This window comes from Lysinibacillus sp. A1 (assembly GCF_000801965.1).
Classification (GTDB): domain Bacteria; phylum Bacillota; class Bacilli; order Bacillales_A; family Planococcaceae; genus Lysinibacillus; species Lysinibacillus fusiformis.
Window position 1 is genome coordinate 100,802 of the sequence record NZ_JSZM01000015.1, and the last position, 20,914, is coordinate 121,715.

At 35.8% G+C, this 20,914-nt stretch carries 18 protein-coding genes; 10 read left to right on the plus strand and 8 right to left on the minus strand.

Annotation, left to right across the window (positions count from 1 at the left end; translation table 11 throughout):
* The first annotated feature begins 89 nt into the window (after positions 1–89).
* From PI85_RS13950 to PI85_RS13960, 3 genes are read left to right on the plus strand one after another with little or no spacing between them, the layout of a single operon-like run.
* Positions 90–2,873, plus strand: coding sequence for a DNA methyltransferase (locus PI85_RS13950; protein ID WP_036120107.1), 2,784 nt, complete (start codon positions 90–92; stop codon positions 2,871–2,873).
* Positions 2,870–4,795, plus strand: coding sequence for a DEAD/DEAH box helicase (locus PI85_RS13955; RefSeq protein WP_036120104.1), 1,926 nt, complete (start codon positions 2,870–2,872; stop codon positions 4,793–4,795). The genes PI85_RS13950 and PI85_RS13955 overlap by 4 nt, the downstream gene beginning before the upstream one ends.
* Entirely contained in the window at positions 4,788–5,942 is a 1,155-nt protein-coding gene (locus PI85_RS13960; RefSeq protein ID WP_036120102.1) for a GIY-YIG nuclease family protein, read from the plus strand. Before PI85_RS13955 ends, PI85_RS13960 begins: the two co-directional genes overlap by 8 nt.
* A 682-nt stretch (positions 5,943–6,624) precedes the next feature.
* Here PI85_RS13960 and PI85_RS13965 read toward each other — a convergent pair.
* Together PI85_RS13965 and PI85_RS13970 are read right to left on the minus strand one after the other, a co-directional pair.
* A complete protein-coding gene (locus PI85_RS13965; RefSeq protein ID WP_036120100.1) occupies positions 6,625–7,203 on the minus strand; it encodes a hypothetical protein in 579 nt (192 codons plus the stop codon).
* Between the two features lie 732 nt (positions 7,204–7,935).
* Positions 7,936–9,684, minus strand: coding sequence for a methyl-accepting chemotaxis protein (locus PI85_RS13970; RefSeq protein ID WP_036120097.1), 1,749 nt, complete (start codon positions 9,682–9,684; stop codon positions 7,936–7,938).
* 430 nt (positions 9,685–10,114) lie between these two features.
* On the opposite strand from PI85_RS13970, the gene PI85_RS24680 reads away from it, so the two are divergent.
* Together PI85_RS24680 and PI85_RS13980 are read left to right on the plus strand one after the other, a co-directional pair.
* The gene (locus PI85_RS24680) at positions 10,115–10,264 is read left to right on the plus strand and encodes a hypothetical protein (protein ID WP_025116598.1); all 150 of its coding nucleotides are present in this window, start codon (positions 10,115–10,117) and stop codon (positions 10,262–10,264) included.
* 310 nt (positions 10,265–10,574) lie between these two features.
* Positions 10,575–11,516, plus strand: a complete 942-nt coding sequence (locus tag PI85_RS13980) for an alpha/beta fold hydrolase (RefSeq protein WP_042737432.1) — start codon at positions 10,575–10,577, stop codon at positions 11,514–11,516.
* 76 nt (positions 11,517–11,592) lie between these two features.
* On the opposite strand, the gene deoC is transcribed toward PI85_RS13980, so the two are convergent.
* Positions 11,593–12,237, minus strand: a complete 645-nt coding sequence (gene deoC, locus PI85_RS13985; protein WP_036120092.1) for a deoxyribose-phosphate aldolase — start codon at positions 12,235–12,237, stop codon at positions 11,593–11,595.
* Positions 12,238–12,430: 193 nt separating this feature from the next.
* Positions 12,431–13,162, minus strand: a complete 732-nt coding sequence (locus tag PI85_RS13990) for a response regulator transcription factor (RefSeq protein ID WP_036120089.1) — start codon at positions 13,160–13,162, stop codon at positions 12,431–12,433.
* 130 nt (positions 13,163–13,292) lie between these two features.
* Here PI85_RS13990 and PI85_RS13995 point away from each other — a divergent pair, with 130 nt between their 5' ends.
* From PI85_RS13995 to PI85_RS14005, 3 genes are all read left to right on the plus strand, one after another.
* Positions 13,293–14,756: an amidase gene (locus tag PI85_RS13995; RefSeq protein ID WP_036120086.1), complete on the plus strand. Its 1,464-nt coding sequence runs from the start codon at positions 13,293–13,295 to the stop codon at positions 14,754–14,756.
* Between the two features lie 152 nt (positions 14,757–14,908).
* Complete coding sequence (locus PI85_RS14000; protein WP_036120082.1) at positions 14,909–16,165, plus strand: MFS transporter; 1,257 nt, start codon at positions 14,909–14,911, stop codon at positions 16,163–16,165.
* 299 nt (positions 16,166–16,464) lie between these two features.
* Positions 16,465–17,376 (plus strand): hypothetical protein, encoded by a 912-nt coding sequence (locus PI85_RS14005; protein ID WP_036120079.1) that lies wholly within the window; start codon positions 16,465–16,467, stop codon positions 17,374–17,376.
* A gap of 180 nt (positions 17,377–17,556) precedes the next feature.
* Here the strand turns inward: PI85_RS14005 and PI85_RS14010 are convergent, their stop codons facing one another.
* Entirely contained in the window at positions 17,557–17,997 is a 441-nt protein-coding gene (locus tag PI85_RS14010) for a cell wall hydrolase (RefSeq protein ID WP_036120076.1), read from the minus strand.
* A 140-nt stretch (positions 17,998–18,137) separates the two neighbouring features.
* Complete coding sequence (locus tag PI85_RS14015) at positions 18,138–18,689, minus strand: ECF transporter S component (RefSeq protein WP_036120073.1); 552 nt, start codon at positions 18,687–18,689, stop codon at positions 18,138–18,140.
* A gap of 175 nt (positions 18,690–18,864) precedes the next feature.
* Between PI85_RS14015 and PI85_RS14020 the strand changes: the two genes are divergently transcribed.
* Both PI85_RS14020 and PI85_RS14025 read left to right on the plus strand, forming a co-directional pair.
* Positions 18,865–19,713, plus strand: coding sequence for a pyridoxamine kinase (locus PI85_RS14020; RefSeq protein WP_200886571.1), 849 nt, complete (start codon positions 18,865–18,867; stop codon positions 19,711–19,713).
* Positions 19,714–19,773: 60 nt separating this feature from the next.
* Positions 19,774–20,283 (plus strand): GNAT family N-acetyltransferase, encoded by a 510-nt coding sequence (locus tag PI85_RS14025; RefSeq protein WP_036120067.1) that lies wholly within the window; start codon positions 19,774–19,776, stop codon positions 20,281–20,283.
* Positions 20,284–20,311: 28 nt separating this feature from the next.
* Here the strand turns inward: PI85_RS14025 and PI85_RS14030 are convergent, their stop codons facing one another.
* Together PI85_RS14030 and PI85_RS23950 are read right to left on the minus strand one after the other, a co-directional pair.
* Entirely contained in the window at positions 20,312–20,575 is a 264-nt protein-coding gene (locus PI85_RS14030) for a hypothetical protein (protein ID WP_235213695.1), read from the minus strand.
* A 107-nt stretch (positions 20,576–20,682) separates the two neighbouring features.
* A complete protein-coding gene (locus PI85_RS23950) occupies positions 20,683–20,838 on the minus strand; it encodes a YvrJ family protein (RefSeq protein ID WP_081936992.1) in 156 nt (51 codons plus the stop codon).
* Positions 20,839–20,914: the final 76 nt, after the last annotated feature.

Here is a 20,914-nt window from a genome sequence, read left to right on the forward strand (position 1 = left end):
TATTGTTTCCTTATCTGTAAACACTAAAAGCTTTAATAAACTTTGTTATAATAATATCAATATTAATTAATAAAGGGACTGAAACTCATATGTCAAAGAAATATTTATTATCTATCACAGAAATTGAGGATAGAGTTAAAACAATAATTGAAAAATTAAATGAAGAGACTTTTATTGAAGAGTTTTTAGAGCTTTTTGATATTCCTAAAACTAGTATTACACGTGCAAGATCAAGTGAAGGAGATTTTTTGATACGAAATAAAATTCGGTATCGTAAAGTTGAAAACAATCCACTACAAGCTATTGATGAAATCGAGCAGAAAATTGTATCTCAAAGTCAAAAGCCTCGTTATATTATCACAACTGATTTTGAAATGCTTTATGCAAAAGATACAAAAACAAACAATTCACTTGCCATTAACTTCGAAGATTTACCAACATATGCAGAGTTTTTCCTTGCATGGAATGGGATTGAGAAAGTAGATTACCAAAAAGAAAACCCAGCAGATATAAAAGCTGCTGAGCGTTTCACAAAACTTTATGATGAATTGGTTAAAATCAATCCAGAGCTTGCGGAAAAGGAAGTTGATGGAGAATCATTTAACCTTTTCCTAATTCGTACACTTTTCTTATACTTCTGTGAAGATACGCAAATTATCACTAAGGGATCTTTTACTAATGTCCTTAAAACAAGAACTGAGACCGATGGAAGTAATCTAAATTCAGTCATTAAAGATTTATTTCTAATTTTAGATGTGCCTGAAAACCAAAGACATGATACACCTGGATGGTTAAAAAAATTTCCCTACGTTAATGGTAAACTATTCAAAGAACCACATCATGACTTAAATTTCAGCCCTTTAACCCGAAAATTACTTATTGAAGCAGGAGAGTTGCTTAACTGGAATGAAATCAATCCTGATATTTTGGGTGCAATGATTCAAACTGTTGCAAACAAAGAAGAACGCCAAGTCTCAGGTATGCACTACACTAGCGTGCCAAATATCTTGAAAGTAATTAAACCTCTATTTTTGGACAATCTTCAAGCGGAGTATCAAAGACTTTCCGACCGTGCAGATGATTACTTAGGACGTGAAATTACTGAAAAACAAAGACGAGAACAACAAAGAAACATTATTAAAGACTTGAATAGTTTGCTTGAACGAATGAGTAAAATTAAATTTTTAGATCCTGCCTGTGGATCTGGTAACTTTTTGATAATTACCTACAAAGAATTACGAAAACTTGAAATTCAAATCCTTGTTAAAATTCGTGAAATCCAGGACGCCTTGAAGGAAAATAATGTTTATCAAGGAGAATTTCTAAAGAAATCTAAGATTAAATTAAATCAATTCTCAGGTATTGAAATTGATGATTTTGCACATGAGGTTGCTAAACTTTCCCTTTATATTGCTGAACATCAAATGAATGTTGAAATGATTGAATCATTAGCAGATTATCAACCTAGAATCCTTCCGCTTCAAGAGTCAGGGAATATCATACACGGTAATGCCCTACGTATTGATTGGAGTCAAGTTGTTCCATATGAGACTAATGATGAAGTTTATATTATGGGGAATCCCCCTTATATAGGTGCAAAGCTTCAAAATAAACTTCAGAAAAAGGATTTAGAATTTGCGATTAGCACAGTTCTAAATCATAAGAAACTTGATTATATTTCGGGCTGGTTTTATAAAGCAACCAAATATATTTTTGAGAAAAATGCTCAATATGCTTTTGTAACGACAAACTCGATAAACCAAGGCGAACAAGTGAGTCAACTTTGGAATGAGTTGTTAAAATATGGTGAAATTTCTTTTGCTTATCAATCATTCAAATGGGGAAATAGTGCTGCAAATAATGCAGGTGTAATTGTTGCAATTATCGGATTCTCAAACAAAAGTGAAAATCAAAAAGTACTTTATATTGATGAGGTTGCAAGTTATGGTACAAATATCAACCCTTATCTAGTATTTGGGGATAATGTTATAGTTGAAAATTCAAATAGAAATTTTGCTAATTTCCCTCAAATGGTTATGGGAAATATGCCAAGAAGCAAAAACCTGATTTTTAGTGGAGAAGAAAAAGACAATTTAGTTAACAAGTACCCTGAAACTGCACTATTTTTTAAAAAATATATTGGTTCAGAAGGTTTTATTAAAGGTGAATATCGCTACACTCTTTGGTTACAAGAAAAAGATTATATAACTCTAAAAACTATTCCTGAGTTTGCTGAAATTTTCAAAAAAGTATCCTTGGAACGTTCAGGAGAAAAGTCAGCAGATTCTACAAAAGAATATGCTAAAAAACCATGGCTATTTGTTCAACGTGGAGAATGGGATAATGCAAATAATGCTGGAAAAATACTAGGGAAACAAACTTTAATTGTTCCAAAGGTCTCTTCAGAAACTAGAGACTATGTGCCAATGGGATTTGTAGAAGATGACACAATAGTTTCAGATCTAGCTATGGTTGTTTACGACGCCCCAATTTGGCTTTTGGGCATCTTAGAATCTAGAATGCATATGACGTGGCTACGTGCAGTTGGTGGAAGATTGAAAACAGATTATCGTTATTCAGCAGGAATGGTTTACAATACATTTCCTATTCCTAAGCTCTCAACTAATCGTAAAAATACCCTCGAAGAAGCTGTTTTAGAAATGCTGGATGTCCGGGAAGAAGAAGGGGGGACACTTGCTGAACTTTATGGAGGCGCTAATAAATCAATGAATGCAAGATTACGTGAAGCACACGAAAAAATTGATGGCATTGTGGAGCGAGCTTATAAGCAAGAACCTTTCAAATCTGATGAGGAACGATTGAGTATATTGTTGAAACTTTATCAAGAAAAGGTAAGTGAGGAGAAAAAATGACTTCAAATATTTTTGAAATTAATTACAATGGTACTGGACAAAGCCAAAATACAAATGTATTAGGGATGCGTGAGATGCAGGCGCGTGTATATGAGAAACGTGCCTCACAATATCTTTTAGTTAAAGCTCCCCCTGCGTCAGGAAAATCACGTGCTTTGATGTTTGTAGCATTGGATAAATTAACAAATCAAGGTATAAAAAAAGCAATAATTGTAGTTCCAGAACGTTCTATAGGAAAATCCTTCCAAACAATAGAGTTAGCAAAATTCGGCTTCTTTTCTGATTGGATTGTTAATCCCAAAAACAATCTCACGGATCGTGGAACAAGTAAAAGTAAAGTGTCACAGTTTGTTGATTTTATTCGATCAACGAACCCTGAAGATAGTATCATGATTTGCACTCACGCGACTTTACGTTTTGCTTTTGAGAAATTGAGCGATTCAGACTTTGACAATGTTTTACTTGCCATTGATGAGTTTCATCATGTTTCACAAGATGATAATTCTGTTCTAGGAAATGCGTTACGTAATATTATGGGAAACTCTACTGCTCATATTATGGCAATGACTGGCTCTTACTTCCGCGGTGATTCAGTCCCAATTCTAGAGTCTGCTGACGAGCAAAAGTTTGATAAGGTAACTTACACTTATTATGAACAACTAGAAGGCTATAAATATCTAAAGAGTTTTGCGATGGGCTATAGCTTCTATAGAGGGCGTTATACTGATGCTCTTTCAGAGGTTTTGGATACTTCAAAGAAAACAATTATTCATATTCCAAATGTAAATTCTGGTGAATCAACTAAAGATAAATATGATGAAGTTGATCGTATTTTAGAAGAATTAGGTGATTCTAAATTTGATGAAAATACAGGGCTTTGGCTAGTAACTGAAGAATCTGGACGAGTATTAAAAATTGCTGATTTAGTTAATGAGGATGGTCGTGAAAAGGTTCAAGAATATATTCGAAATATGTCTGAACTTGATGACTTGGATATTATCATTGCTCTTGGTATGGCAAAAGAGGGATTTGACTGGCCTTTTGCGGAATATGCTCTAACAATTGGGTATCGTAATTCATTAACAGAAGTTGTGCAAATTATTGGGCGCGTGACTCGTGATAGTTCAAATAAAACTCATGCACAATTTACCAATTTAATTGCTCAACCAGATGCTCAAGATGATGAGGTAATGTTTGCGGTTAATAATGTCATGAAGGCAATCACTGCAAGTCTCTTGATGGAATCTGTATTGGCTCCAAACTTTAAATTTAAGCCTAAGGATAATGATGATCAGAAATCAAATGGAACAGATATTTTTATTAAAGGTTTAAAGGAGCCAAGTACTAATCGATCAAAAGATATTATTCAAAATGATTTGAATGATTTGAAAGCTACTGTTTTACAAGATAGTCAAATTCAGCAAGCTATTGCTGCTGGCGTAGAGGCGAAAGTAATTAACAAGCAACTTATACCGCATGTGATAATGAATACCTACCCTGATTTATCAAACGAAGAGACTGAGGAGGTACGTCAGCATTTGGTTGCTCAATCTGTTATTCAATCTGCTGAGCGTGAAGAAGGAACTAGCGGAAAACAATTCCTCAAAATGGCAAATAAATTTATCAATATTGATGAAATTGCAATTGATTTAATTGATGAAGTCAATCCTTTCCAACGTGCTTATGAGGTTATTTCAAAAGAAATAGATGCACCAACATTACGATTTATTCAAGATTATATGGATGGTATAAAATTTACTTTTTCTGAAGATGAATTAATTATGTTGTATCCTCAAATTGTTCAATTTAAAAACGAAAATGGAAGAATTCCAGATAAGACTAGCTCAGACCAATATGAGCAAAGATTAGCATACGCTTTATTACGTTTGGAACAATTAAGGAGAGAGAGACAGAATGGATAAGCTTAATCTTGACGATATTTTTTCGGATCCAATTTTTGATGAATTAGTAGCTGAAACTCCTAAAAAAAAAGTTAAGCGAATAGACCCGGAATTTGAAAAATTTCAAGAGATTATTGACTGGATAAAAAATCACAATGGAAAAGAACCTGAGAAATCCCGTGATATGACTGAAAGAAAGTTATATTCCAGACTTAAGGGATATCGCGATAAGCCAGAAATGATAAAGAAGCTTGCTGAGATTGATGAACTAAACTTGTTTGATAGTAAAAATAAAGTATTAGAAAGTCCAATCCAAAAACCTGAATCCCTTGATGACATTTTTAATGATGATACAATTTTTGAGAAAAAAGATAAAGTTGATTCACTACTTGATTTGTCAAGATATAAGAGAACAATTAATGCGGCAGATAAATACAGTGTACGAAAACGAGCTAGCCATTTTGAACGATATGAGCCTCTATTTAAACTTGTCCAAAAAGAAATTGCAAATGGCACTCGAAAAATAATACCTGTAGATACTGAAAAAAATATTTTACCAGGTAAATTTTATATTGATAATGGAATTCTACTTTATGTTCTATCCGTAGGAGATTATTTTATAGATAAAAATGGTTATCGTAACGCAAAACTTCACCTTATTTATGAAAATGGAACTGAAAACAAAGGCATTTTACTTAGATCATTTGCATCCAATCTATTTGATAAAACTCGACATGGTAGAATGGTCACTGAAGTAATGAGTGATGTTATGGGAGAAACTACTGTTGAAGAAAGAGCTGCTGAATATCTGACTACTGGCTATATTTATGTAGTCAAATCACTTAGCTCTAATCCTGAAATATCAAAGTATCAAAATCTTTATAAGATTGGTTTTGCTAGTGGGAGTGTTGAGAAACGTATTAGTAATGCTGAAAATGAAGCCACTTATCTTTATGCACCTGTGAAAATTGTTGCAACTTGGAAAGTTCAAAACTTTAGTGGTCGAAAATTAGAAACAGTCATACATCATAGTTTTGCAGATAAGCAATTACAAATCTCTGTTCCAACAGCAAATGGGAAAATTGTAAATCCGAAAGAATGGTATATTGTTTCTTTGGGTGAAATTGAAGCAACTATAAATGATATTATTGTGAAATTAAATATTTAAGTAAATACTAAAGATATTTAATCAAACGTAGTCAAAAAAATCAATTGCCCCCGCAACCCTTGATATAACAGCATTCCGAGACGGTTGGTTCGACTCCCGCCGTCTCCATCTAGTTGCTCAAAATACAGGTGTATCAAGGCTTTTGAAAAGAGTGATAATAATTGCGGTAACCATTCACTTTTCTTTAGCATCGAATTTAATAAATTGAGCAGGCTTGAAGTCGTTTTCCATGTCGAGAACGGCTTCTTTTTCTGTTATAGGTATTAATGACTTTAAATGGATAAGGTGGCTGTAACATCACCATGTCTAAGACAGGTCAGCTAAAGGTGCATATGTGAAAAAGCTTCATCCACTAGACAATGACCTTCCGATAGTGAATGAAGCTATTGTTAATTGTTTTCTTAAAGGAATCGATCAGAAGAAACTATGATTAATTGTGCTGAGTTAATCAAATTTCAAAAGTATGTAATGGACATTAACAAATATGATGATGCACGTTATGGTTGAAACGGCTGAAAGAATATGTATCTCTTGAGTTTGCCAGTGTGGATCTAAGATGTTAGTATGCTACTTTCCTACAATACAGCTACTGCGTTACCATACTTTTTCACCGTAAACAGGGAATAATTCTCCGACCCCATCCCAACATATAATGAAGTTACTCTCTTCATGTCCTACAGAATCATTGACAATTCTCCCACTTCTGTTTATTTCCGTAGAAGTTATCGAGATCATCAAACGAAGCTTTGAAGATATTTAAATTATAGTCATTCACCTCCACCGTACCCTGAATGAATCCGAGCATGTCATCTGAGACGTTAGAAGCATCATCAGCCCATTCGTTTACCACTTTGTATACTTCTTTGTCATAAGCCGTTGTATGGGCCATAAGGACCGATGTAGCTAAGTTCTGTGTGATGCCGTTGTAAGCGCCAATTGCGTTATCGAAATTTAGTAATCCATCTTCATTAAGCGCTACACGTTTAAAAGCTAGGTAATTCGAATACATTTCGTCTAAAGCTATTGCGTTTTCAGGTGACAGACAGGATTTATCAGTATCGGGCTTGTGGATCACCTCAACTGCTTCTACCTCTTCGGTTTCTACAACCTCTGCATTTTCACCTTCAGCGCTCAAACTTTTTTGTTTGGTCTTTGTAAGATAACTATCGTTTGATACGAGATAACTTATAACTATAATACCCATCACTATAATAGATGTTAAAATTGCAATTATTACTTTGTAAACGTTATTCTTTTCCAATGTCAATAACCTCCGAATTATGCGTTAAAATGTAACCAAGATTTGTTTCTCCTCCAGCACACATCGTCGCTGGCATTATAAGTGCAACTGACAATTCTATAATGCATTGCTTATAGAAGCATAGTGTAAGAGAAATACCCTCCATTCTTATCATATTATGTAAATAGTTTGAAGGCAAATTAGATTTTGATGATAAGTAAATAGATTTAAACTACAACCATTTGGAATGTTATACAGGATAAAGATTAAGTCCTAATCAACTTAATGGAATCTACTTTTGTATATTCGAGAGATGGAAAATTTAAAGTAATTAATAAAAATAGAGGGTACTTTGAAAGGCTATTGATGGAAATTGCAAATACATAATTAGCGGAACTGATTAAGTATGATACAAGATGATGTTGAAATATTAGAGGGATGATAAAAGAGTATGAAAATGCGTTAGTGTAAATTGCTAACAGTGTAAAATTCACTTCCAGAATGCCGCTTTCTATCGTGAAATAGATGCTTGAGAAATATCTAATTTTTGATCAAGATCGCTCCTACTTAAATCTTTTTCTTTGCTTAAAGAATGTACTAACTAACCTATTTGAAGAGTTATTCATATATGGAATTTCAACTCACTTTAAATATCCTCATGCCCTAGAGGGAAAGACGTTATGTTGTCTTTCTCTCTTTTTTAGAAAATCAATGCTAATCATCAAGGGCAATAATGCAAATGCTTGCTAGCCTTTATATAGTATATCGCTCCATTAAAGAATTTAATTCACGATTTAATTCCGTCAGTTTTTCAGCAGCATGAGCAACATCCGTAATTGCTTTAATGTGCTCATCGATGGAAGAAGCAATTTCCTGTACGGAAGCGGCTGTCTGTTCTGATACGCTGGACGCACTTTCGATTCCTTCACTCATCAACTTATTATAAGATGTCATCACGTCCATTTCTTTATTAACGGCTAATATGGATTCTACAATTTGTTTTACAGAATCAGACATCTGATTGAATTTACTTTGTGTTAGGACTACATCATCATTTAACTTTTTAGCAGTCTCCATTGTTCCTTCTACAGTTTCAACTGTTTTAGTCGTTTCTGAAACAATGGATGAAACCACGCCTTGTACTTGGTGGGTGGCCATTTTCGATTGTTCTGCTAGTTTTCTTATTTCATCGGCAACCACTGAGAATCCTCTACCATATTCACCTGCTCTTGCAGCTTCAATACTCGCATTTAAAGCTAGTAGATTGGTCTGCTCTGCGATTGTTTCAATGGTTTCCATTACCTGTGTGATTTGATTTATTTGATCATTTAATTTTTTAATTTCATCACTGACTTCTTGTGATGCTGCTAGTGAAATAGTATTGGACTGTTGTAATTGTTGTACTATTTCAATTCCCTCGGATGATATTTTTTCTGCATGTTTTGTAATGTCGTACATAACTTTACTTTGTTTTTCCGTAGTTTCTATAGAACTTGATAATAGCTCTACAGTTCGGTTTATGTTGTCCAAATCATTGGCTTGTTCCTGTGTACCTGTAGCAATTTCAGTAATTGCTCTACCAACTTCGTCACTACTAGCAGATGTTTCTTCTGAAACGGCTGATAAGTTAGTCGCTGAATCCAATAAATGTTCACTTGTATTTTTAGTCTTTTCGACGAGCGTACGTAATTGCTGTGACATTTTATTAAAAGCGGTCGCAAGTTGTCCAATTTCGTCATTTGATTCAGGTAGATGGGTAACCATTATATGACCATTAGAAATTTTTGTTGCGGCTTCAGCTACTTCTTTTAAAGTATTTAATTTCTTCCGAATACCTAAATAAAACACCAGTGAGCTTAAAATAATAAGTACGACTGTTGCACCAAAAATAATATATTGTAAAATGTTTAACCCTTCATAAAATTCATCTTGAAAGACAGCAATTCCAATAGTCCAACCCCAAGGCTCAAAATATTCAGTATAGGCTGTTTTATCTTTAAACGAACCATCTGGCTGTTTATCAGAGTAAACGACATAGCGATCTGATTCATTTTTGGACTTGCCGCCTGCAATGATCATTTCGCGATTACTTCTGTTCAGGTCATCGGCAGGAGCTCCACCGATTTTAGAAGGATGGAGTTGTAACACTAAATCCTCGTCAAAAGCTAATATATAGCCATTTTCTTTGTAAGTAAAATTGGATTCTTGATAATCGTACTCTCCAATTTCATTTACGGGTCCATTTAGAAGAATTCTCGCTTGTTCTTTTCCTTCTTCTAGCGTTATTTTGCCACTTTCTACTTCTTCATTAATCAATTCTATTGAAGTATAGGCCCCTTTGACAATGCTTTGGAGTTCTCGTTGACCGGATTCTAAGAGCTGATCTTTGGCAACAAAATAGCTTGTTGAGCCGATAATCACAACTGTTACAAGTATAATAATTGTGATTAGTAGCATTAACTTCCCAGAGATGCTTCGTAACCTTAAATTTTTCTTCATCATTTGCTTCCTCCCACAACTATATATAGGTATATTTCGACAGTAATCTTCATAATTCAATGGTATCGAAATTATTTTTTATATGAGGCTAATTGTCCTGCAAATGTCTATTCATTCATCAATCTTTTATAGATTGACATTTTTAGTGTGAAAATGATGTGATTACATATTAATATACTGTTGAAATGCCGTTTTCTAATTCATACTAGAGTATTGTTAAGCGTTCGATACTATATAGATGATTCTCACTGGTTAGTTTTATCTTTAAGGAAAATAGGCTGTAGCGGGAATACATTTGCTATTGCGAATGAAGGTTATATATGTAAGGTAAGGCGGTCCACCAATAAAGTAAAAATGTATACATCAGCAAAATAGGGTATATTATATTTGTTGAATAGATTTTCTTTAAGACAGGAAAAGTAGGTGAACCAAAGTGGGGAAATATCAATTGGATACTAAAGGTAAGGCGGCTGTGGCAAAGTATCATGAGAAACACAAGCCTGCCCAATTTGATAAAAAGCAGCAACTTGAGAAAATACGTGCAGAGTATTTGAAAAAGAAGCAAGAACAAGCAGATCAATAATATGAATGAAAACATAGGGAGGTTAAAATCTCCCTATGTTTTTTTCGATTAATCGTAGAGTTTATTCTTCAGGTATCTATTCCTCGCTAATTGATTTTATACTCTCCATCATTTTTAATTTGTTCATACTCCGTTCATATTGTTGTCATAGGGAGGACATCTTCATTTTGTAAGCTATCCTAAACGGTTTGCGGAAGTGGCCGGAATTCCAGATGTGGAATGAAGATACGAAGTTAATGATGAAATGGAGGAGTGGCACGAGCTATTAAGGCGGTCTGCACTGGCAGTTTTATAATCTCGTGCAAATAGAATGAAAAAAACGATAACTATTATAGGTAAAATCATAGCGGGTTTAGTGATAGCGCTAGTACTCTTTTTATTGATTGTGTTCGTAGTTAATATTGTCTGCAACAAAATGGAGCAAGGAAAAATAGAATCATATGGTCAGTCTGTAACAGTAGATGGGAAAAATATGAATGTTTTCATTCAGGGCGAGGGCGAGGAAACGGTTGTGCTTTTACCTGGTTATGGGACGGCGGCACCGGGACTTGATTTTCAGCCATTAGTAGATGAACTATCTCCATTTTACAAGGTTGTTGTTGTGGAGCCCTTTGGTTATGGATTAAGTGATTCAACTGACAAGGAACGGAGTACCAAAAATATAGTTAGTGAAGTGCATGAAGCATTACAGCAGCTTCAGATTGAACAGTATATTTTAATGGGCCACTCGATTTCGGGTCTTTATGGAATGGATTATGTGAATACCTATCCAAATGAAGTGAGTGCATTTGTTGGGCTCGATAGCAGTGTTCCGTCAATTAGCGAGAAAAAGATTGGTTCTTCTATCATTAGAACTATAAAGTTTCTTAAACAATCAGGTTTAGCTCGATTGCAGGTGAAGCTAGGTGATGACCCATACGCCGAACTATCGTATGATGAAAAAACAAAGGAACAGTTGAGAATGCTTAAGCATAAGAACATGTATAATTCTACTCAGTTAAATGAGGCTGAAATGATGTATGAAAATTTTAAAGCAGCTGAAAGTTTGTCATTCCCCAAAAATCTACCTGTTGTTTTCTTTATCCAAGCGGATCATCCAGTCACTGACAGGTGGGTACCCGAGCATCATAAGCAAATAAAAGATTCTGTCTATGGGCAAGTGGTGACATTTGATGGGGATCATTATTTATATCGTACTAAGGCAAACGAAATCGTTGAAGCCTTAAGAGAATTTATGAAAGAGGTCAGATAAATTGTGAGTTCATCTGAAAATGAGACGAGTCAGCTAAGTGATGAAAAACCGCCCATTTGGACGGTTTTTTCACTTTTTAACTAAAAATTTTTACAGCCGAGCTAGTGCCTATTCTTGAGGCTCCCGCATCTATCATTAATTGAATATCTTCCAAGTTACTTACACCGCCTGATGCTTTTACGCCAACATTTGGTCCGACTGCTTGTCTCATGATTGCAACGTCTTTAGCAGTTGCGCCGTGCAGTGAAAAGCCTGTGGAGGTTTTAAGGTAGTCGGCGCCAGCTTTTACGGATAATTCGCATGCACGAATTTTTTCTTCATCCGTTAATAGACAGGCTTCTATAATCACTTTGACTAGCGCTTTTCCTTTTGCAGCGTTTACCACCATTGCAATCTCTTTTTCCACAAGCATATTGTTTTTGTTATTTTTCAATTCTGCAATATTTAATACTACATCGATTTCTGTAGCCCCGTTACCAATGGCATTTAAAGTCTCAAAAACTTTTGCTTCCATCGTGTTTGCACCTAATGGAAATCCTATTACTGTGCATATATTCACATCCGATTCACGTAATAGTTCTGCAGATAAGCTTACCCATGTAGGATTCACGCATACAGATGCGAAGCCGTATTGTCTTGCTTCTTGGCATAATTGAATGATTTCTTTTTCTGTCGTATTAGGTGAAAGTAAGGTGTGGTCTATTAATTTTGCATAGTCCATAAATATATCATCTCCGGCATCAAAATATGTTTCCCTACTAAAAAGCTCTGTGGGGATGTTCAGCTACCCACATGACTTATATTAAAGGGTTTCATATTTTTTAGACCATCCAGTTTAGTAGATTTTTCGCCATCCATTATAATCCAACATATGGTTTAGGTCTTTTGGTGTTTTCGAGTTCAAATTCTCGACATTAAACATGGTCCATATAGTTCAAACATTTAGCTAGTAGCTGGGTGCGATTCGTTACTTGAAATTTTCGATAGAGGTTTTGAAGATGTTTTTTAATTGTATTTTCACTGAAGATTAATTGCTGGGCTATTTCTACATTTTTCAGACCTTTGGAAACAAAATTCAGCACTTCTCTTTCTCGTGCTGTCATTTCAAACAGAATAGAGGGCTGTGAAAGTAAATGTAAGGCGTACATATTTTCTATATTTCTTTTTAAATACACTAACATTAAAACATCTTTTTCATTAAATAACTTCTCGCCAATTTTTCTTAAAAAACCGATAACAGCAACATGTCTATTGTCTACTTTTAAGTACAATGCCATTTCATCTTCATAACAATTTTCTCTTAAAAATACTTCTTTATAATGTGATTGTTTTTGAAGACACATGGCTTTATTGTTATTGAGCAACTGAATGGCATGCTGTGTATCTATATTTTGAGGGTGTAGTGGATCAAAGTTTTTATATAGATGTAAATATTCATTTATCGTATGAACCTCGATGTTAAAAAGTATAGGTGTCTTTAATTCATTATTTGACATTTCCCAAAATAACATATGATGATAACCGAGATGTTGGTTTAATGTATGTAACAATTCATGTTTAAAACTCTCATTACTTTGTTTCACATTCATATTGGAAATATGATAACTCGCCTTAAGAATTTTTTCTACATCACCTTCATAAAACATGAAAACACCTCATTTCTCTATTAAGCACTTATATTCTATTTTGAGAACAATTATCCTTTTGGGTAATATAAATATTTTAGAATATTCAGTACATTGTGGTTGTAAGAATAATTCTACATGAGGTGATGATATGAATTTACATGAGTATGCTTCATATGACGGAATAGGCTTAGCAGAACTAGTAAAATCAAAAGAGGTAACACCACAAGAGCTCAAAAATCTTGCGTTAGAGGGAATCAAAAAAGTAAATCCATCTATTAATGCAGTAGTCAGTGTGTTAGAGGAGCAAGCGGACAAAGCCATTGAAAAGGTGGATAAAAATGCCCCATTTGCAGGTGTTCCGTTTTTAATTAAAGAGCTTGTCTTACATGCGGAGGGCGTCCCACATAGTATGGGGAGCCGTATAGGAGAAAATACAGTAATACCTGTAGATAGTGAGTTAATGGTGCGTTTTAGAAAAGCCGGTTTAATTTTAGCGGGGACTACGACAACGCCTGAGTTTGGTTATAATGCAGCGACTGAAGCAGTTATTTATGGTGCTACACGAAATCCATGGAATTTAGATCATAGTCCTGGTGGTTCGAGTGGAGGGTCAGCAGCCGCTGTGGCAAGTGGTATTGTACCAATTGCTCATGCGAATGATGGTGGCGGTTCCATTCGTATTCCCGCATCCTGTAGTGGGCTAGTGGGATTAAAGCCGACGCGTGGACGAGTTCCTACGGGGCCCTTCAATAGTGAGCCTTTAAATGGGATTGCGATTGAATTTGCTGTGACCCGTACAATTCGTGATACGGCGGCTTTACTGGATCAAGTAGCTGGCCCAGATGTAGGGAGCTATTCAAAATTAGAAGTAACCCATGCTCCGTACGGACAATTAATTTATGAAAATGTTCGCCCTTTAAAAATTGCATGGACAACTGAAACAAATTCTGGCGCATTTGTAGATCCAGAATGTATAGAAGCTGTTCATAAAACCATTCAAGTTTTAAAGGACTTAGGGCATGAAGTAGTGGAAGCACGTCCGAAATATGAACAAGCGACATTTACAAAGGCTACGGTCGATATTTGGACAGCCAATATTTATAAAATGATTAAGGGTGCGGCAGAGGGGACAGGTAAAGCAGTTTCTCCGGATAATATTGAAGCGGCTATTTGGAAATGCTATGAATATGGTAGTAATTTAAAAGCATCCGAATTATTAGATGCCATTAATATCAATGCACTTGTTTCACGTCAAGTAGCAGGCTTTTTTGAAGACTACGATATTTTATTGAGCCCAACAATTGGCACACTGCCTGCTAAGATTGGCGAATTAAATGCGAATAATCCTAACATTTCAGCAGTTGAATGGACGGAGCAAATTTTCACCTATGCGCCATTTACCAATTTATTTAATGCTACAGGGCAGCCTTCATTATCATTGCCTTTGGCAGAAAGTCAATCAGGTTTACCAATTGGTCTACAAATGACAGGTAAATTTGCAGATGAATTAACATTATTACAGCTCGGTAGACAATTAGAAGAAGCCATGCCTTGGAAAGATCGTAAACCTGCTGTACATGTAAGTACAACACAGCCTCAGCCAGCAGTATAGATGAGCATGAACGCACCCAGTCGAGACAAAAGTGTAGACGGGTGCGTTTTCTGTATCCTTTACATCAGCGTATACACTACGACAAGAAACAGGTCTTTCTCCCATCCAGCAATTCATATACATAAAGTAAAAACTAATAGGAGTAGTGATTATTGGACAAACAACATCACAGGTATAGATGGGTTGTGTTTGTTGCTGTATTGTTTACGTATTTGTTAATGGCCAGTCAACGAACTGCTCCGGGGTTAATTACTGACCAATTGATGAGGGATTTTGGGGTGACGGCATCGACGATTGGGCTATTGACGAGTATCCAGTTTTTTGTGTATACGAGTTTACAAATTCCGATGGGGGTTTTAGCTGATCGATTTGGGCCAAACTTTTTTCTTATTATGGGTGCTACCTTAACAGGGCTAGGTACGATTCTTTATAGTTTAGGTACACATGAATTCGTCCTATTTTTTTCTAGAATACTTACTGGTGTAGGGGATGCAACCATTTGGGTGAATATGGTGCTTATTTTGGCACAATGGTTTCAGAAGAAGGAATTTGTGCGTTTAATTGGCTTTGCAGGGATGACAGGGAGTCTAGGTTTCTTGTTGGCGACGGTCCCCTTTGCTACTTTGATTTTTTTATTTGGTTGGAGAATTTCATTTTTTTCAACGGGACTCTTATTATGTGTATGTGGTGTTCTTCTTTATTTTGTACTTGTTAAAAATACGAAACATATCTTTTCGGAAAAAGCGATAGTTGAAGCTGAGGTAGTGCAACGTGAAAAAACGTCTGTTTTATTATGGAGAATATTTTCAAATCGACAAGCTTGGGCTTTATTTTTTTGCCATTTCGGGGTCGTTGGGGGATATGTAGGCTTTATCAGTTCGTGGGCTGTCCCCTATGGAATCAATATGTATGAGATGACACGTTCAGAGGCAAGTCAGCTAATTATGATTGGTCTCATTGGAGCACTTATCGGGGCTCCCTTAACGAGTTGGCTAGCTGGCCGGTTAGAAACGATTAAGAAGCCTTATATAGGTGTTCAAATGGCTGTTTTATTGAGCTGGTTATCCTTTCTCTTATGGAAGGGGCATCCGTCCCTAATTCTTCTTATTATACTATTCTTCATCATCGGCTTTGGATATGGAGCAAGTGCCTTAACGTTCGCGGCTGTTCGTCAAACTTTTCCTATCACTGAATCTGGTATCGTTTCTGGTTTTGCGAATACAGGAGGCTTTTTAAGCGCTGCATTACTACCGATTATTTTTGGCTATGTGTTGGATTATTTTCAATCGACTTCAGGTTATTTAGGAGATGGGTACTATTATGGATTTATCACCCCAGTTGTATTTTCCGCCATTGGCCTGATGGGAGTACTGTTATTGAAAGAAAAGTTTGTGAGAACAGGAAATTAAAACAATAACATTACTAAACTAGGGCATACGAATTTGAGGGAAGACCTGTAATCTAGGTCATTCCCTTTTTTTCTATACTTTGTAAATCGTGCTTGGGCTATTTTAATAGTAATGGTATAATTTAACTGTATTGTTGATTCGACATATATGGGAATTTGTAACGTATTTAATATTTAGGATTTTGAAATAATTAGACATTGTACTTATAGTAGTAGGGATATTTTTTATTCATTTTAAACAAATGAGTTTTTAGTAAATGAATTATACATATTGAGTACAGCTAAAAGGAGTTATTAAGAGTGATAAAAGTTAAACATTTTACTATCGGAATTGGATTGCTATTAATTTTATCAGCATGTAGTGGTGAAAAAACTGTAAAAGAAAATAATGAAAGCAAAATTGAGGCAGAAATTTTAACATTAGAAACACTTCTGAAAGAAAAAAAGTATGAGGACCTTTTAATTAAAATGGAAACAATCGATTTATCAGAATCAGAAACTGATAAAGTAAGAGCAGTGGGCACTAAATTTGTAGACCAATTAATCCAAGAAAAAAATTTCGAATTCTTGGATTCGAAATATAACAGAATGAGAATCAACTTAAATCGTGATGATTGGACTAAAGTTGTAAAGTTTGTAGAACAAGAAAAAGAGATACGATTAGATGAAATGGAACAAGCAGTTAGAAATAATGACTTTCAAAAAGTACAAGAATTATATGATCGGACAAAAGGGCTAGAAGATAATGCCGATTTTTCAGCGATGTATAATTATGCTCAATATTTACAAACTGATCAGAATTCCTATGAGGCATCGGGAGCTTTAGCACTAGCTGTTGACCCTGAATATCATGGGAGAATGAGAGAGGAAATAGTAGCAGGAATTACAAATACCTCATATGCCAGTCCATTAACCTTTGGACCAATATCTCTAGACGATTGGAATTGGATAGAAAGAGAATACCGAAATAATTTATTTAATATGGAAAGAATATCTAATGCAGAAAAAGAAAGAAAAGAAAAAATTGAAAGCGCTAGAGGGAGTAATCCTTCGCTTGGAATGACCTACGAGGAAGTATTAGCATCACTTTGGGGCGAACCTTATGATGTGAATAGAACTGTAACAGAATATGGAACTTATGAACAATGGATGTATGGAAATGGACAATACCTTTATTTTGAAGATGGAATATTAACAAGCTTCCAAGATTAACTAATTATTTTTTTAGTGTCACTACTCCATATTATCTGTAAATGTATGAGGGAACATCTGGACCTAGATGTTCCCTTTTTTTCTTTTCCTGCAGTATCGTACAGTGACATAATCTTGCTAGTAGTTAGTCGAGTGGTTATTAAATTAAAAAACGCTATGCCAACTAATTGAATTTACGAGCTACCCGATATAAACACTTTCACAGGTATCTGGTGCAGGTTCATAGAAGCAATGGTTTTTAAATTGACCTGTGAATGGTTGACCGTACCATGTTGGGGGACATGGGGCATATGGGTTGAAGTACCAAAGGGCGTATTTGGCTGGGTGCTGACGCCAGAAGTCTAAGTTCTGTTTGGCTAATCTTTTTTCTGTTTCTCTTGCACGTTGGTAAAACATATTGCCCTTTTGGACGGCTTCGAACGAATAGTTTCCTCCTTGTACTTGATAAATGACTTGCTCGATAGTTCTCACGTCGTTGAAGTCCAAGCAAGATGCGACAGCTCGATTGACAATTACATTGCCCACGTATAACATGCCTTGCTGTCCTTCACCTTCAGCTTCAGCTCGCATCATCCTTGCCATTAAAGCAACGTCTGCATCGCGGTATTTTACTCTTGGCATTTTACCACCTCCACCATATAGTATGAAAATGATCGAGGCGAATGTCACTTTATCTTGAAAATCACCTGTTTTTCTATGTAGAAGCAAAGAAAACACGCCATCCGTGCTGCAAAATAATGGAGCAGGATGACGTGTTTTTATTAAAAATTCCTTTTGAAATAGGGTGTTTTTTTCAGTACGACACATACGGGAATAGCGATAATTAGGCCAACAACGTTTTGAATAATATCACCAGGAATGGATGCTAATGGTGCAATCCAGCTATTGAACATAATTGCTTGCCCGATATAATAAACGGCAATCATTACGGGCATGGATACTACAGCCCCTAAAATGTTTAAACCAATATGGTCGCCTTTATATCCCTTTGACCAGGCAATTTTACCAACGATAAAGCCTTGTAGTGCGCGTGAAATAATAGTAGTGGGTGCCCAAATTAACCAGCCGCCTACGATATCGAATAATCCCATTCCGATGGCTCCCGCAAGTGCTCCCTTTTTAGGTCCAAATAAAATGGCTGAGATGAATAGCATGGACGTCCCTAAGTGAATCAGTCCACCTTGACCAAATGGTAGTTTAAGATTAATAAACATGGTAGCAACGAAAACAAGTGCCGCTAAAATGGCTGTAATGACTAAATCAAATGTTTTCGTGCGTGGTCTTATATAGGATGATCTTTGTATATTTTGCATCTTTATCTTCCTCACTATGATGAATATTTTGATGATTTTTACTTTAGCAAAGGACTGACTATTATGAAAGTGTCAATTTTATAAAATAGTTAGAGGTCAGTTGGAGGATATTTTCGCATCTTTCTAATTGTGATACGATGAGGTGAGTATAAACAGGATGAGTTAGGTGGAATGTATGATGAAAAAAGTGGCTGTAATTCAGGATATGTCATCCTTTGGGAAGTGCTCGCTAACGGCTGCCATCCCTGTATTATCTGTGATGGGCGTGCAGGCTGTGCCATTGCCAACTGCCATTTTAACGGCACAAACAGGGTATTCGAGCTTTTATTGTGAGGATTTAACCTCAAAAATGGACTACTTTGTGGATGAATGGAGCAAACTTGGGGCTAGCTTTGACGGTATTCACACGGGCTTTGTCACAGGTAAAGAGCAAATCGATAATATTTTCCGATTTTTAGGCGTGTTTCACTCAACGGATACGACCTTGCTAGTTGATCCTGTCATGGGTGATCACGGTGAGGTATATAAAATGTTTACAGGTGACTTACTGGAACGGATGAAGGAGCTAGTAAAGTGTGCAGATATTATTACGCCTAATGTGACGGAATGTTGTTTGCTCACTGGCTTGTCGTTTGAGAGGTTGCAAAGCTATCAGCATGAAAGAGATTATATTCAGACACTAGAGGAGGCGGGGCAGCAGCTTCAGCAGGCCACAGGGGTACATGTCATTATTACTGGCTTAAATCCACCTGTAGTGGAGAGCAAGCGTTATGTCGGGAATATGTTTATCGATGCGAACCGTTCTTTCCATAGCATTCGTGACTATAATGGTGAAAGCTACTCGGGCACGGGTGATTTATTTGCATCTGTTATTATGGGCGGTATGATGCGTGGGCAGGATTTAGTGGAGTCCATGAAGCTAGCAGAGTCGTTTTTAGCGGCTGCTATTGAGGCGACATCCAAGGAGCAAGTGCCTCGTGAGGCAGGCGTTCATTTTGAACAGTTTTTACGGCTGTTAGTTTAGAAAGTTTTTACCGTTTTCAAACATTGTTCGTCGATTAGTAAAAAGGGGAGGAGAAGATATATGGAAATTAGGTTAGTAACAGCACAAGATGCTGAGGCATATCGTCAGTTAAGATTAGAGGGATTACAAACAAATCCTGAGGCATTTGGTTCAAGCTTTGAAGAGGAAAAAGATATGGCGCTTGAGTTGTTTGCAAGTAGACTGGAAGCACAAGGTTCTTTTACTTTCGGAGCATTTGATCAGGATGAATTGTTTGGGGTTGCTACATTGGTGCAGGAAAGCAAAATGAAGCTAAAGCATAAGGCGAGTATTTTTGCCGTGTATGTGTCTCCAAAAAAGCGAGGGCTTAGCTTAGGTAAACGTTTAATGCAAGCAATAATCCAGCAAGGGAAACAATTAGCAGATGTAGAGCAAATTAATTTAACCGTAGTATCTTCTAATGAATCGGCAAAAGGACTGTACACATCATTAGGTTTTCAAATATTTGGGACAGAGAAAAGAGCTTTAAAAATAGACCAGCAATGCTTTGATGAAGATTATATGGTTCTATATGTAAAGCCTTTGAAGTAATCAAACTTCAAAGGCTTTTAAGCGAATTTCAATATAACAATAAAATAAATATAGTAATGACCGCTAAAGAAAATGCCAATAAAGAGCTAACCATGGTTACTTTCTTTGTCAGTAACCAAATGCTTAGCGCAACAATAATAATTGATAATGGGAGTATCAGCCAAAATACAAGATTGCCCAAGTATTCAATTTGAATGGGGAATGAATCATAAAAGTAATTATAAGTAATGCCTAGCATGAAAAAAATGGTCATGGCTATATCGGCTGATACCATTGTATTGTGAGTAATCATAATCCCCTCCCATCTCAGAAATATTTATTTTTACATATATTGTATGCACGAGCAGTGCGAAATCACACGGCAGCATTCATTAAAAGAATGCTGCCGTGTTTTTTTTACTATTCCTCGTTTTTATTTAACCTTCTTATAATGACAGCTTCTAGATTTTCCATTTTCTTTTCAAATCGCACAAAGAGATAGATGGTGATGGCAATTGGGAATCCTGAATTACCAATTAGGTTTATCCACATTTGAATATTTTCGGGTGTTAGCATGACATCTTCCTCCTTCACCAATATTGTGTCTTACATATGTAAAAGTGATTTTAAGTGACATAAAATCAATATGATT

What these genes read in the sequence shown, in the direction of transcription:
- PI85_RS14015 (WP_036120073.1), bottom strand. Translation starts at nt 18,689, where the DNA reads ATGCAAAATATACAAAGATCATCCTATATAAGACCACGCACGAAAACA.
- PI85_RS13970 (WP_036120097.1), bottom strand. Translation starts at nt 9,684, where the DNA reads ATGATGAAGAAAAATTTAAGGTTACGAAGCATCTCTGGGAAGTTAATG.
- PI85_RS13955 (WP_036120104.1), top strand. Translation starts at nt 2,870, where the DNA reads ATGACTTCAAATATTTTTGAAATTAATTACAATGGTACTGGACAAAGC.
- PI85_RS13960 (WP_036120102.1), top strand. Translation starts at nt 4,788, where the DNA reads ATGGATAAGCTTAATCTTGACGATATTTTTTCGGATCCAATTTTTGAT.
- PI85_RS13950 (WP_036120107.1), top strand. Translation starts at nt 90, where the DNA reads ATGTCAAAGAAATATTTATTATCTATCACAGAAATTGAGGATAGAGTT.
- PI85_RS14025 (WP_036120067.1), top strand. Translation starts at nt 19,774, where the DNA reads ATGGAAATTAGGTTAGTAACAGCACAAGATGCTGAGGCATATCGTCAG.
- PI85_RS14030 (WP_235213695.1), bottom strand. Translation starts at nt 20,575, where the DNA reads ATGATTACTCACAATACAATGGTATCAGCCGATATAGCCATGACCATT.
- PI85_RS13980 (WP_042737432.1), top strand. Translation starts at nt 10,575, where the DNA reads ATGAAAAAAACGATAACTATTATAGGTAAAATCATAGCGGGTTTAGTG.
- PI85_RS14020 (WP_200886571.1), top strand. Translation starts at nt 18,865, where the DNA reads ATGATGAAAAAAGTGGCTGTAATTCAGGATATGTCATCCTTTGGGAAG.
- deoC (WP_036120092.1), bottom strand. Translation starts at nt 12,237, where the DNA reads ATGGACTATGCAAAATTAATAGACCACACCTTACTTTCACCTAATACG.
- PI85_RS13995 (WP_036120086.1), top strand. Translation starts at nt 13,293, where the DNA reads ATGAATTTACATGAGTATGCTTCATATGACGGAATAGGCTTAGCAGAA.
- PI85_RS13990 (WP_036120089.1), bottom strand. Translation starts at nt 13,162, where the DNA reads ATGTTTTATGAAGGTGATGTAGAAAAAATTCTTAAGGCGAGTTATCAT.
- PI85_RS14010 (WP_036120076.1), bottom strand. Translation starts at nt 17,997, where the DNA reads ATGCCAAGAGTAAAATACCGCGATGCAGACGTTGCTTTAATGGCAAGG.
- PI85_RS23950 (WP_081936992.1), bottom strand. Translation starts at nt 20,838, where the DNA reads ATGCTAACACCCGAAAATATTCAAATGTGGATAAACCTAATTGGTAAT.